12 protein-coding genes are annotated in these 12,715 nt (G+C 61.2%); 5 read left to right on the top strand and 7 right to left on the bottom strand.

Annotation, left to right across the window (positions count from 1 at the left end; translation table 11 throughout):
• Positions 1-85: 85 nt before the first annotated feature.
• The 3 genes from MA04_RS03625 to MA04_RS03615 all read right to left on the bottom strand — a co-directional run bounded on the left by MA04_RS03625 (position 86) and on the right by MA04_RS03615 (position 3,867).
• A complete protein-coding gene (locus MA04_RS03625; RefSeq protein WP_262459486.1) occupies positions 86-541 on the bottom strand; it encodes a transcriptional repressor in 456 nt (151 codons plus the stop codon).
• Between the two features lie 56 nt (positions 542-597).
• Positions 598-1,812, bottom strand: a complete 1,215-nt coding sequence (gene zigA, locus MA04_RS03620) for a zinc metallochaperone GTPase ZigA (protein ID WP_262459485.1) — start codon at positions 1,810-1,812, stop codon at positions 598-600.
• 330 nt (positions 1,813-2,142) lie between these two features.
• Positions 2,143-3,867: an acyl-CoA dehydrogenase family protein gene (locus MA04_RS03615; RefSeq protein WP_163127149.1), complete on the bottom strand. Its 1,725-nt coding sequence runs from the start codon at positions 3,865-3,867 to the stop codon at positions 2,143-2,145.
• 117 nt (positions 3,868-3,984) lie between these two features.
• Between MA04_RS03615 and MA04_RS03610 the strand changes: the two genes are divergently transcribed.
• On the top strand, positions 3,985-4,896 hold the full coding sequence (locus MA04_RS03610) for a LysR family transcriptional regulator (RefSeq protein ID WP_262459484.1): 912 nt from the start codon (positions 3,985-3,987) through the stop codon (positions 4,894-4,896).
• Between the two features lie 95 nt (positions 4,897-4,991).
• Here MA04_RS03610 and MA04_RS03605 read toward each other — a convergent pair whose 3' ends face one another.
• From MA04_RS03605 to MA04_RS03595, 3 genes are all read right to left on the bottom strand, one after another.
• Positions 4,992-6,179 (bottom strand): multidrug effflux MFS transporter, encoded by a 1,188-nt coding sequence (locus MA04_RS03605; protein WP_262459483.1) that lies wholly within the window; start codon positions 6,177-6,179, stop codon positions 4,992-4,994.
• 106 nt (positions 6,180-6,285) lie between these two features.
• A complete protein-coding gene (locus MA04_RS03600; RefSeq protein ID WP_014995686.1) occupies positions 6,286-6,618 on the bottom strand; it encodes a DMT family transporter in 333 nt (110 codons plus the stop codon).
• Positions 6,619-6,717: 99 nt separating this feature from the next.
• Positions 6,718-7,512: an NAD(P)H-dependent oxidoreductase gene (locus tag MA04_RS03595; RefSeq protein WP_163127146.1), complete on the bottom strand. Its 795-nt coding sequence runs from the start codon at positions 7,510-7,512 to the stop codon at positions 6,718-6,720.
• A 92-nt stretch (positions 7,513-7,604) separates the two neighbouring features.
• On the opposite strand from MA04_RS03595, the gene MA04_RS03590 reads away from it, so the two are divergent.
• The 3 genes from MA04_RS03590 to MA04_RS03580 all read left to right on the top strand — a co-directional run bounded on the left by MA04_RS03590 (position 7,605) and on the right by MA04_RS03580 (position 11,100).
• Positions 7,605-8,525, top strand: coding sequence for a LysR family transcriptional regulator (locus tag MA04_RS03590; protein ID WP_262459482.1), 921 nt, complete (start codon positions 7,605-7,607; stop codon positions 8,523-8,525).
• Positions 8,526-8,635: 110 nt separating this feature from the next.
• Positions 8,636-9,433 carry an alpha/beta fold hydrolase gene (locus MA04_RS03585; protein ID WP_262459481.1) on the top strand — a complete coding sequence of 266 codons (798 nt, stop codon included), beginning with the start codon at positions 8,636-8,638 and terminating at the stop codon, positions 9,431-9,433.
• Positions 9,434-9,588: 155 nt separating this feature from the next.
• Positions 9,589-11,100, top strand: a complete 1,512-nt coding sequence (locus MA04_RS03580) for a purple acid phosphatase family protein (RefSeq protein ID WP_262459480.1) — start codon at positions 9,589-9,591, stop codon at positions 11,098-11,100.
• Between the two features lie 21 nt (positions 11,101-11,121).
• Here the strand turns inward: MA04_RS03580 and MA04_RS03575 are convergent, their stop codons facing one another.
• Positions 11,122-11,961 carry a MipA/OmpV family protein gene (locus tag MA04_RS03575; RefSeq protein WP_240342812.1) on the bottom strand — a complete coding sequence of 280 codons (840 nt, stop codon included), beginning with the start codon at positions 11,959-11,961 and terminating at the stop codon, positions 11,122-11,124.
• 95 nt (positions 11,962-12,056) lie between these two features.
• Between MA04_RS03575 and MA04_RS03570 the strand changes: the two genes are divergently transcribed.
• Positions 12,057-12,659: a TetR/AcrR family transcriptional regulator gene (locus tag MA04_RS03570; protein ID WP_262459479.1), complete on the top strand. Its 603-nt coding sequence runs from the start codon at positions 12,057-12,059 to the stop codon at positions 12,657-12,659.
• Positions 12,660-12,715: the final 56 nt, after the last annotated feature.

The following is a 12,715-nucleotide window of genomic DNA, read 5'->3' as shown; positions in this document are numbered from 1 at the left end:
TAAACACAACCGTTGGCACCACTGCATCCACGCGCGTTTTCAAGCACCGCGCGGAGGCTTCAACGGGAGAGGGTCGGGAGGGGAATCAGTCCTGGCACTGGCGGCAATGGCCGTGGATTTCCACCGGCTGCACGCCGACGACGAAATCCTGATGGGCCAGACTGTTGTTCAGTGCCTGCTTGAAGCGGCCGTCCATCGGCGCCTCACGCACCGCGCCGCAACGGTCGCAGACCAGAAACAGGGTGCCGTCATGGCCGTGCTCACAGGCCAGGTGACCGCAGGCGAGGTAGCGGTTGGTGGACGCCAGGCGGTGGGCCAGTCCGGCGGTCACCAGAAAGTCCAGCGCCCGATAAATGGTGGGGGGCTTGGCGCCGGGATGATGCCGGTTTTGCAGCGCATCCAGCAGATCATAGGCGCTGCGCGGCCCGTCCTGTTCCAGCAGCAACGCCATCACCTGACGCCGCTGCGGCGTCAGGCGCAGGCCTTGTTCGGCGCAGCGCTGCTCGGCGATACGCAATTGCTTTTCCACGGTTTCCGTCATGCGGGCTCCAGAGAGCGGAATGCGAACCGCTTATTCTACATCAACCCCCACCGCTTTTACCCCACTGGCGGCTCACCCCAGTCGGGGAACGGGTCCTCCAGGGTGCGCCAATGGTCTTGCCCGGCCAGCAGCTCATCATCATCCAGCAGGCAGGCGTCAAGCGCGCGGCGGGCCTGCTCGGGGCTCAGATCCTGGCCGATGAACACCAGTTCCTGACGCATATCGCCGAACGGCTCTTCCCAACTGGCGAGGATATTATCACGGTACTCTGGATCCTCCGGCCAATGGCTTCGCGGCACCGCCTTCCAGAACAACCCGGCGGGACCGTGGTGGGCGATACCGCCGGCCTGGCTCCAGCTACCGGCCCACTGAGGGCGCGAGGCGAGCCAGAAGAAGCCCTTGGAACGCAGCAGTTTGCCCTGTTCCCAGTCACGATGGAGAAACTCGAAAAAACGCTTGGGGTGAAACGGCCGACGTGCCTTGTAGGTGAAGCTGGCAATGCCGTACTCCTCGGTTTCCGGCGTGTGCTCGCCGCGCATCTCCTTGAGCCAGCCCGGCGCCTGACTGGCGCGCTCGAAATCGAAGCGGCCGGTCTCCAGCACCCGGTCCAGATCGACCTGGCCCTGACGAATCGGCACGATCTCCGCCTCCGGATTCAGCGCCCGCAGGGAAGCGACCACCTGCTTGAGTTCGTCCTCGTCGATCAGATCAGTCTTGCTGACCAGCAGCACATCACAGAATTCGATCTGATCCGCCAGCAAATCCGCCACATTGCGTTGATCCTCCTCTCCCAGGCTTTCCCCCACCTGTTGCAGCGAGCGGGCTTCGCGGTAGTCACGCAGGAAATTGGCGCCGTCCACCACCGTTACCAGGGTGTCCAGCCGCGCCACCGTGGACAGGCTGGCGCCGCTTTCGTCCTCGAAAGTAAAGGTCTCCGCCACCGGCAACGGCTCGGAAATACCGGTGGATTCGATGACCAGGTAATCAAAACGCCCTTCCCCGGCCAGCCGCTGCACTTCCACCAGCAGGTCCTCGCGCAGGGTGCAGCAAATACAGCCATTACTCATCTCCACCAGCTTTTCCTCGGCGCGGTTGAGGCTGACCTGCTGATTCACCAGGGCGGCGTCGATATTGATCTCGCTCATATCATTGACGATCACCGCCACCCGGCGGTTCTGTCGGTTATTGAGGATATGGTTGAGTACCGTGGTCTTGCCGGCACCGAGAAAACCGGACAGCACGGTGACGGGCAAACGTTGGGCTGGCTCCATGGCGGGCTCCTTGGGCTGAAAGCAGAACAATGGAGCGTATTTTTACATGTTATAACGTAACAATAAAGAAATGGCGACGGCGTGTGAGCCACAGATGCCCCACAATTTTTGATGGTGCTGGCGCATGGCTTCTGAAGCCCGGACAAGCTCCCACAGCGGCTTCGTAGCCCTCTCTGAATTCGTGTTCCCAGCACCTGCCGATAGGGCATTGAGAAATTCACAAACCAAAGCACCAGACTCTGCTGACATTATGGGACAGCGGCGGTCCGTGGACCGCCCCCACAAAAGCAACCCACTCCTCCTGTGGGAGCGCGCTATCAACCGCGATATCTACTCTTCCCAGACCGCATCCACCTGATCCCGGGACAGCGGCGTTTCCGCCAGCAAGGCCGCCAGCCAGGCGCCGTCGCCAGCCTCCGGTTTGAGCGGATCCCGCGGCAGCAGCTTATGGCTCAACACCAGTTTGGCCAGCGCCAGGCGGCGCAGGTCATCGCCGATTTGCGCTGCTTCCCAGGCCAGGAACACCGCCGAGGTGAAGTTATACAGAGCGCTGGCGATGCGGCGCGCGTCCGCTTCCAGGGTGTTGTCGCCAGCCACTTGATTGGCGGCGGCCGTTACCTGTTGCAGAACCGCCTCGAAGCGCTGGCGTTCGACAGCGGAAAGAGCACTTTCCGACAACAGTTGTTGAAGATGCTCGCTCAGCACCGGCAAAGTCTGTTCCCGCCGGATCGCGCGGAACACATCCAGCGCGACGATGTTGCTGGTGCCTTCCCAGATCGATCCCAGGTGCGCATCGCGTAATACCCGGGCATCGGACCATTCTTCGATATAGCCGCAACCGCCACGCACTTCCATGCCATCCGCGGCGACCTTGCGGGCATCCCGGGTGGTGCGGAACTTGATCAACGGCGTGAGGATACGCAGCAGTTTGGCCGCCACCGCATCACCCTGATCCGCGCGGCGCAGACACTCGGCGGTATGGAACACCATGCTGCGGCCCTGCTCGGCGGTGACCATCATCTTCACCAGTTGCCGCTTCAGCAGCGGCAGGTCAATCAGCTTGCGCCCGAACGCCACCCGGTTGCGGGCAATGAACAGGGCTTCATTGACGGAACGGCGCATCATGCCGGCGGAACGCACGCCATTGGACAGCCGTGACATGTTGATCATGTCCGTCATCTGCTTGAAGCCGTTACCCGGCTCCCCCACCACGTAGGCTTCCGCCCCTTCCAGCACGATTTCACCGCTGGCCATGGAGCGGGTGCCCAGTTTGTCCTTGAGGCGGATGAGGCGATAGCGGTTGAGGCTGCCGTCGGACAACCGGCGAGGCAACAGGAACAAAGTCAGCCCCTTGGTGCCACCGTCACCACCGGAGGGACGGGCCAGCACCATGGCCAGATCCGCGTCGGCGTTGGAGCAGAACCACTTATCACCGTACAAACGCCAGACACCGTCCTCGAAGCGAGCCTCGGTGGTAATCGCGCCGACGTCGGAGCCGGCGTCCTGCTCGGTCATGAACATGGCGCCCTGGAACAGAGAATCCTCGTCCTGGGAGGTTAGATCGTCGATGAACCGGTTGATCAGCACCTCGTCACCGAACTTGCGCAGGGTACGTGTCAGCGCGTCGGTCATGCTCAACGGACAGCACAGACCGAACTCCGCCTGCACGAACAGATAAGTGAGCCCATATTTGACCAACGGCGGCATCACTTCCGGCCAGCCCAGAACATTGCCGCGATGGGACATGGCGGCCAGGCCGAAGCGGGAAAAAGCGTAGTACTCCAGCCGCTGATAGGAGGGATGCTTCTCCACCACCTGAGCGTCGCTGCCGTCCCGATTACGGAATCGCAGCGTCGGAGGATTGCGGTCCGCCTCCCGCGCCAGCCTTTCCAGCTCGTCCCCGGTCAGGGCACCCAGTTCCTGAAACACCGGCTCCAGGTGATCACGCAGTTCCGCGGGCAGATACACCGACAATAAACGGGCGAAATCCGGGTCCTGTTGGTAAGCGTTGTTCCCCTGGCTGTCCGGAATATTGCGATAAATCGCCTTGGCCATGGCAAACCTCTCTTATTCATAGTATTTATCGCATGATATAAAGGGGTTTTTCCGACCTCCAATCCGATTTTTCTATTCATCAATAGCATTTTCAGTATCTTTAATGGGAGCCGGAGCATGGCCCTGACCTTCCGCCAATTACGCTACTTCCTGGTGCTCGCCGAGGACCTGCATTTCGGACGCGCCGCCAAACGTCTGCATATCTCCCAGCCACCGTTGAGCGCCAGCCTGCGTCAGTTGGAAGAGGAACTGGGGGTAAAGCTGCTGGAACGCAGCAGTAAGCACGTGGCCCTGACGCCGGCCGGCGAGGTATTTCAGCGCGAAGCCCGGCGGCTGCTGGAAAATCTGGAAGCCTCACAGAACCTGGTGCAGCGGATCGCTTCCAGCGCCTCCGGCGTGGTGCGGATGGGATTCACCCCGGCGATGATCTTTCGCCACCTGCCGGCGATGCTGAGGCAACTGGAAGACGCCCACCCCGGCATCGAGGTTCAGTTGATCGAACGTAACTCGGCGGAACAGTTGGCGGCGCTGCAGGCCAGGCAACTGGATCTGGCCTTCATCCATGCCATGCCGCTGCCGGACGGCATCGCCTCGCTGCCCATTACCGAGGACCCTTTCCTGGCCTGTCTGCCTCCGCACCATCCGCTGGCTTCACGGCGCTCGCTGACATTGCGGGATCTGGCCGGCGAGCCGCTGATCATGTTCAGCCGCAATCTGGCACCACACTATTATGATCGCATCATTTCCCAGTTCCACCTGGCTGGCCTGGAGCCGCAGATCCGCCATCAGGTGACGCACTGGCTCACCATCATGGCGCTGGTGGCCCACGGCATGGGCGTCTCGCTGGTGCCCAAGGCGCTGACTGGAGCGCGCTTCCGCCAGGAGGTGTTCCTGCCAATCGACGATGCCCCGGCCCATCACCAGTCGCTGTGCATCTGGCCGCGGGATCAGCCCAATCCGAGCCGGGATCTGGTCATCGAGGTGATCACGCAATGCGTGGAAGCGACAGCGCCGCCAATGGGGCACTGATCCCGGCTATTCGCGAGCAAGCTCGCTTCCCACAGAGGGCTACGAAGTCGTTGTGGGAGGAGCTTGCTCGCGAATGACGAATGGTGCGTTGCGACTCAGGCCGGATCGCGGAATGGCCTCACCACCACCATGACGATCACCATGCACACCAGCGAGCAGGCGAACATGGCGGCGATCACCGACGGCAGGGTTTCCGGCAGCAGTGTGGACAAGGCACTCAACGCTCCGGCGATACCGAATTGAGCGGCGCCCAACAGCGACGTGGCAGTGCCACCGTGACGGTCGAAGTACTCCATGAAGCAAGCCTGATTGTTCGGCACCACCCCACCCTGGGCCCCCACGGTGAGCATCATCGCCGGCAGGAACAGCCACACCGGGGCCTCAGCGGCGGTCATGATCGCCAGCAACAGGCAGCCGACAAATTGCAGCAGCAAAAAACCGCACAGTATCTGGCGGGAAGAGAACCGGTTCAGCAATACCCGGTTGGTGAGGTTGGCGACCAGCATCATCACGATGTTGGCGCCAAACATCAGCGCGAATACGCTCTCCGAGTGACCGAAGTGTTCCTGATAAATAAAGGACGCATGGGTGATGAACAGCATCATTACCGAAAACGCAAACGCCTGCAGAAACAGGAAAGGCAACGCCGGAGTGATGGCGAACACCGCCTTGTAACGCTGCCAGAGAGACTCCGCCGGCGCCGCACCACCGCCATTGCGTGGACTCTTCCGCAGCACGAAAAAGTAAGTCAGTGGCGCCAGGCATACCGCGTACACCGCCAGAAACTGAAAGATGGTATGCCAGCTTCCCACCGCCAGAATGGCGCTGCCAATGCTTGGCGCTACCCCCGGTGCCACCACCATGATCAAACCGATCATACTGAACAGTTTGGCGGCATCCGCGCCATGTACCCGGTCCCGCACCAACGCCGGCACCAGCACCGCGACGCAGCCGCCGCCAAACGCCTGCAGCGCCCGCCAGCCGAGCAGCGCGGAGACTGATTCCGAACTGCTGACACCAAGGCAGGCGACCATGAAAATCGCCAAGCCCAGATACATCACCCGCGCCCGCCCGATGGCATCGGACAACGGCCCGCCCACCAATTGCCCTACCGCCAGGCCGAACACGTAAATCGACAGGCTGCGGGCGATCTCGCTGATCTCCACCCCCAACGCTTCGGCCATGCGGGGAAACGCCGGCAGATACGCGTCCACCGATAAAGGCCCCAGCGCCATGGCCAGTGCCAATACGACAGGCAAGGTAACCGGATAAGGACGGGACATAGGAGACCTGATGTTGAGGTGTGAACGGGGACAACAAGTAGTTGACGAAGTCAAATAATAAGAACAAGCAGTGCCAATTTCAACCTCGGCTGTCTGATCGCCCGGCTCAATGAGCCGAGGAACTGGAGAACAGATTCATTACCACCACACCGCTAATGATCAGCGCCATGCCCAACATCGCCGGTGCATCCAGCTTTTGCCCATAGATCAGCCAGGACAGCAAAGCCACCAACACCACGCCCAGACCAGACCATATGGCGTAGGCCACGCCCACCGGAATCACTCGCAACGTCAGCGACAGGAAGTAGAACGCCAACCCGTACCCCAACACCACCACCAGCGACGGCCACAGCCGGGTGAAGCCTTCACTGGCTTTCAACGCCGACGTCGCCGCCACCTCGGAGACAATGGCAATCAACAGGAACAGTCCGTTTTTCATGCGCGCCTCCCATGCCGGGCGTCACTCCAGAAGGAAGCATGATACCCGTCCAGGATGACGTTCGGCACGTTCGGTTACGCTAATTACACCCTGATCAGGTTACCGTTTTCCGTCATCGCGCAGGTGCAGAGCGAATCCGCTGTCACCGGCGCCCTCCAATCCGGGCCGCAATTCGCATTCGGGGATGGTGTAATCACCGGCATTCTGCCGCCGGTATGCCATCGGTGCGGTGGTTTCCAGATTGCGCAGCCGTTCCCGCAGCCGCTGTGCCGCGGTCTCAAAGTCCCGCTCAACGAACCGGTCCGCCTGATACACCACGAACGGCGGCAGCACCTGATAACCGGGATAGAACAGGATGCCGTGATGGATCGGGAACAGCAGATCCTCTATCGGGCCGTTGATGCCGCGAGCCGAGTAATGCTCCCGCCAACCACCGGCGGTCACCATCAGCATGGCTTTCTTTCCCGCCAGGCTGCCCTCGCCATAGCGGTCTCCCCAGCGATGATCACTATGCTCCCCCACTCCATAGGCGAAACCATAGGCGAACACGCGATCCACCCAACCCTTCAAAATCGCCGGCATGGAAAACCACCACAGCGGGAACTGCAGAATCAAGGTATCCGCCCATCGCAGTTTCTCAATTTCCATCGCCACATCCGCGCTCAAACCATCAGCAACGAACGCGTCCTTGGAGGCACCGGGCACTTTCAGCCGCGACCGCGCCGGCAACGCCGGGAAATCAGCGCGATCCACCTGGGACTTCCAGCCCTGGGCATGAAGATCCGAGACTCGCACCTCATGCCCCTGCGCTTCCAATTCGCTCACCGCCACATCACGCAGGGCGCCATTCAGCGAACGGGGCTCCGGATGGGCAAACACCAATAATACCTTCATGGATCTTCTCCATTGATTGCTCGGAGAAAGGACCATAGCCAGGAAGGCGTTAATCCGGTATACCAATGCAATACATAACATTTAGCCGAAAAATGGATAAATCAAACATCAGCCTGGAACGCCTGCGCAGCTTCGTCCGCGTCGTCGAAAGGGGTGGTCTGTCGGCGGTGGCACGGGAACTGGGCGTCGGACAGTCCACCGTGACCCGTCACCTGCGGGAGTTGGAGGAGGCGTTGGGGGTGCCGCTGCTCAGCCGCACCACTCGCCGTGTTACCGTCACCGAGGAGGGCCGCCGTTATTACGCCCGATGCGTACAGATTCTGCGCCTGCTGGATCAGGCGGCGGCGGAAGCCCGCAGTGCCCGTGGCGCCGAAGCCGGCACCATCCGCTTGTCCTGCTCCGCCGCGTTTGGCGTGCGGCAAGCCAGCCGGCTGGTATTCGCCTTCCAGGATCGTTACCCGGACATCGACGTCGATTTCAATCTCACCGATGAGCGCATTGACCTGGTCCGCGAAGGCGTGGACCTGGCCCTGCGGCTGGGCCCACTCAATGACAGCAACCTCAAGCTGCGCCCGCTGGGTCGCTCCCAACGCCTGCTGGTGGCCTCACCGGAATATCTGGCCCTCCACGGTACACCCACCTCCATCGAGGCCCTGTCCCGGCATCAGGGCGTGCGCATGATCAATGTGGCGGGCAGCGATACCCTGACCCTGCAAGGACCGGATGGCCGCCAACATGCCGTGCCGTTCGGCGGACGTCTGCGCGTCGATCACGGCCTGGCTGCCCGTGAAGCCTTCGCCGCCGGCCGCGGACTCGGCCCCGTCCATCACTGGCTGGTGGATGACCTGCTGGCCTCGGGCCGCCTTGTGCGGATTCTGCCGGACTATACGTTGCCGCCAGTACCGATCAATCTGCTGATCGTGCCGGAACGCGCCGGCATCGCCCGGGTACGCTTGTTGATCGATTTTCTGGTTGAGAAGATGAAAGACATTCCCGGGATGGAGCGGGCATGAAAAACACGCCCTTGTTATGATCGCGACGGATGCCCGCAACCACCCCATTCCCTGACCGGCCGCTCCCGGCCATCCGGAGAGAGCACCACCGATAGAATCAAGGAAGCCGCATGCACTCGCTTTTCGTGGAAGAAACCTGGATCAACGCCTCCCAGGGGCGCCTTTTCGTGAAACGCTGGACACCGAAAAACATCGCCGCTCCGACGCCGATAGTTCTGTTCCATGATTCACTGGGCTGTGTCGCACTATGGCGCGACTTCCCGCAACAGCTTGCCAGTGTCACCGGACGGGAGGTGATCGCCTATGACCGGCTTGGCTTCGGCCAATCGGATCCTCACCCCGGCACATTGGAGCCCGACTTCGTACGGCGGGAAGCGCAGGACACCTTCCCCGAACTTTGCCAGGCACTGCAATTGCAGAATACGGTGGTCTTCGGACACAGCGTCGGTGGCGGCATGGCCACGTTCTGCGCCAATGTTTTTGCCGACCGCTGCCAGGCTTTGATCACGGAATCCGCCCAGACCTTCGTCGAGGACGTCACCCTGGCCGGCATTCGTGACGCTGACCGCGGCTTCGCCGAAAAAGAACAAATGGATCGTCTGCGCAAATATCACGGCGACAAAGCGGAATGGGTACTCAGCGCCTGGGTCGACACCTGGCTTTCCCAGCCTTTCCAGGACTGGACGCTCAATGACGCCCTGCCCCAGGTGCGTTGTCCGGTGCTCGCCATCCATGGTGACCAGGATGAGTACGGCTCGCTGATTCACCCTGAACGCATCACCTCCCTGTGCGCCGGACCGGCGACGAAGAAGATCGTGCCGGACTGTGGCCATGTACCACACAAGGAAAAACCGGAGGAAGTGTTAGGCGCAATCAAGTCGTTTTTCCGGCAGAACCTGGACGGATAGCCCTGCAAAAAATCCTTCCGACACGGAGATACGGAATCTTTGCGGAGTATTGTTTTTTTATGTATCCCAAAACGGGAACGTCACATTAGCGACAACAAGGCCTCTTAGGGTTTGCCTTTCGTGCTGCAACGGTTCTGGCATTAAAGGTACTTACCGTGGACTCCCTTTTTACTCGCCGCGCTATCGTCCGGGCCATTCTGTTGGGGATGGCATCGTCGACCCTCACCGCCTGCGGTGGCGGGGGCTCCGGCTCCAGCCCGCCGTCCACCCCATCTACCCCCTCCCCAAACCAACCGGACGATCCGGAGACACCGGAGGAGCCCGAATGCCCTCCCGAGGAAACCGCCGGCGCGCAACCGCCGCGAGGGCTTCACGCCAGTTGGACCGATCATCCTCACACCACCCGCACCCTGACCTGGTTCACCGACGGCACCACGGATCCCGGCACCCGGGTTCAGTACGGTCCCGTCATCGGGGATTCGGATTCATGTTCACCCACCAACGAGGCCTTTCCTTTTGAGGTCGCCGGTACGGTTCATGAGACTTACGGTGTGGATGCCCTCACTCACGTAGCCACGCTGACCGGCCTGCAAGCGGGACAGGCGGTACGTTATCGGGTCGGCTCAGACAACGGCGGCTGGAGTCCAACGCGGGTGTTAGCGCCCACTCGCACCGATGGCCTTCGTCTTTGCCACTTCGGCGATCACGGATTGCGGGACGCCAGCCGGCGTGTTCTGAGCAACGTGGAGACCCTGGCGCCGGATTTCTTCATCGTCGCCGGCGATCTCTCCTACGCCAACGGCGACCAGCCGGTATGGGACCGCTATTTCGACATGCTCGAGCCCCTCGCTGCCCGGGTGCCGGTAATGACCTGCCCCGGCAACCACGAAAACAAGGATGGTGGGGGCCAGGGCTATCGCACCCGCGTCAGCCAGCCGGGTAAAGGCATTTATTACGGTTTCGACTACAACCGCGTGCATTTCTTTTTCAGCACTGGCGGCTCACTGCTGACCGATTTATCCACCACCACCGAGCTTCTGGTGGAACTGGCGGCAATGGAAAAAGACCTGGCCGAAGCCTGGCGGCGGCGACGTGACGGCGAAATCGACTTCATCGTTTTTGTCCAGCACTACACGCTGTGGACCAACTGCGAAGGCCGCGACCCCGCCAACTTCGCGCTGGTGGCGGTGGAAGAACAAATTCTGCTGCGCTACGACGTGGACCTGGTCCTGGTGGGCCATGACCATGTTTTCGAGCGCTCGCATCCGATGGGCTACGGCAAGCAATCCGATACCGGCTACGTGCAGGTCACCCAGGGAGGCGGCGGGCAGAGCCTCTACGACCTGATCGAGGATCCCGCCAACTGGGCCGCTGTTTCCAGGGTATGTCACGGCTTCACCGTCGTGGATGTGGAAGACCGGCGGATCCACGCACGCAGCTACGCGGTCAGCGATGAAGACGGCGACCTGTACCCCGAGGGCGAGGAAATACTGCTCGATGAATTCACCCTCGCCCCCCGAGTCGCGGCACCGACAGGCATCACTCCGTTCTCGACCCGGGAGCAACGGCCGGCACGCTCACTGGCTGAACTGGATGTGGATCTGAATGCCATGCTCAAGCACACCCTGCAACGCAACCTGACCCACGACATGAACGAAATGCACTAGCCCTGCCACACCATCCGTGATTCAGAATCTGTAGACGAACCCGAGCAGCCCGATGGCATGCGTGTCGTCCTCGACCAGAGGACTGTCCGCTGCTTCACCAAGCAGACGCGTTACCCCGACGGCCCCCCAGGCGCTGACTTTCTCCGTCATCCGATAGCTGGCGCTGATACGGAGCGAGGCATCCTTGAAGCCGTCCTCCGGTTGATACGGGGCCAATCCCGACGCCGCCGATTCGGTGGCATCAATGCCGAAATAACTGATCATGTATTTCTCATTGGCCCAGGTCGCGCCCAGGCTCGGGGTCACCACCAACCGTTCCGTGGCGTGAATGGGATAAGCCAGAGCGGCATTGACCAGCAACCCTCGCTCCACTTCGGTAATGGCCCGAGTGGCGGCCAGGGTAGCCACCGCGCCCCAAAGTCTCGTCGAGACAAAGAGCCGTGCCCCCAGAGCACTGTCTGCCTCGTCGATACCCCTGGGCACATCGTCATCCTGGTAACCTCTCATCCAGTTAGCGCTGACACCCGCCGTGAATCCGTCAGTGTCGATGGCGGTGATGCCAATGCCCTCGCCGCTTCTGGCGAAGAAGCGACCGTAGCGTGCGTCAATAAGGGGAACGGGCTCGGCCTCATACTCATCGGAGCCCTGGTATCGGGGTAGCGCCGCGACCCCCAGGCCCAGAGCCAAGTGACGGGAGCGGGATTGCCCTGAGTCCGCCGTGCCAAGCTCCCATTCCTCCGGCGGCCCCGCTTCCAGATCCGAATCCGCCGTCGCCGACGCCGAGATACCGAGCATCACCATACCCAGCGAGCATCTCAAACCCGCCTCACCCAGGCGTCTCAACCCATGACCATTTGTCATTTTCATGCCTCGTCAATTAAGATGCGTTGACGCATCCTATTGATTGACTTCCCGGCAAGTCAAGATACATTCATGCATCTTAATAAAGGATTCATATGATGAAAGGACGCCGGCGCGGCGCGGATCTCGAGGCCGCGCTGCTGGAAGCAGCCTGGACGGAACTGACCGAACGCGGATATGGCGGTTTAACCATGGAGGGCGTGGCCAATCGAGCCGGCACCAGCCGACCGGTACTGGCCCGACGCTGGAACGACAAAGCGGAACTGGCCATCGCGGCGATCCGGCAGCAGATGGCGAAGCACCCCATGGCCGTGGCGGATCATGGTGATCTGCGCACGGAGCTGCTGGAATACCTGGAATTGGCCTCCACCCGCGCCAAGGGGATCGCCGCCGTCTTCACGTTGTTTTCCAGCGAGTATTTTCAGGACACGTCCTCCACGCCACAGGACCTGCGCACAGCCCTGTTGGCGGGCGGCAAGGAAACGCTCAGAGCTCTTCTGGACAGAGCGGTGGAGCGTGGTGAGATTCTGGAGCAAAACCTTGCCCCTCCGGTGGATACTCTGCTGGGCGTGCTGTTTCGTCACCACGTCCTGATGACCTTCTCGCCGCCGCCGGAGGCGTTACGGACAGCGTGGGTGGACAGGATTTTTCTGCCGTTGGTGAAAAACCACAAAGAGAGTCGTAACAGCGACGAATGATAAACCCGTCGAAAATCCGGCGGATATCACTCGAAACCGAAAGGAATAAAACAGGG

The organism is Alloalcanivorax balearicus MACL04 (genome assembly GCF_025532145.1).
Classification (GTDB): domain Bacteria; phylum Pseudomonadota; class Gammaproteobacteria; order Pseudomonadales; family Alcanivoracaceae; genus Alloalcanivorax; species Alloalcanivorax balearicus.
This window is presented reverse-complemented; position numbering and strand designations above follow the sequence as displayed.

Bases quoted from the DNA above. Each gene is read 5' to 3' on its own strand.
- MA04_RS03625 (WP_262459486.1), bottom strand. From the start codon at position 541: ATGACGGAAACCGTGGAAAAGCAATTGCGTATCGCCGAGCAGCGCTGC.
- zigA (WP_262459485.1), bottom strand. From the start codon at position 1,812: ATGGAGCCAGCCCAACGTTTGCCCGTCACCGTGCTGTCCGGTTTTCTC.
- MA04_RS03615 (WP_163127149.1), bottom strand. From the start codon at position 3,867: ATGGCCAAGGCGATTTATCGCAATATTCCGGACAGCCAGGGGAACAAC.
- MA04_RS03610 (WP_262459484.1), top strand. From the start codon at position 3,985: ATGGCCCTGACCTTCCGCCAATTACGCTACTTCCTGGTGCTCGCCGAG.
- MA04_RS03605 (WP_262459483.1), bottom strand. From the start codon at position 6,179: ATGTCCCGTCCTTATCCGGTTACCTTGCCTGTCGTATTGGCACTGGCC.
- MA04_RS03600 (WP_014995686.1), bottom strand. From the start codon at position 6,618: ATGAAAAACGGACTGTTCCTGTTGATTGCCATTGTCTCCGAGGTGGCG.
- MA04_RS03595 (WP_163127146.1), bottom strand. From the start codon at position 7,512: ATGAAGGTATTATTGGTGTTTGCCCATCCGGAGCCCCGTTCGCTGAAT.
- MA04_RS03590 (WP_262459482.1), top strand. From the start codon at position 7,605: ATGGATAAATCAAACATCAGCCTGGAACGCCTGCGCAGCTTCGTCCGC.
- MA04_RS03585 (WP_262459481.1), top strand. From the start codon at position 8,636: ATGCACTCGCTTTTCGTGGAAGAAACCTGGATCAACGCCTCCCAGGGG.
- MA04_RS03575 (WP_240342812.1), bottom strand. From the start codon at position 11,961: ATGACAAATGGTCATGGGTTGAGACGCCTGGGTGAGGCGGGTTTGAGA.
- MA04_RS03570 (WP_262459479.1), top strand. From the start codon at position 12,057: ATGATGAAAGGACGCCGGCGCGGCGCGGATCTCGAGGCCGCGCTGCTG.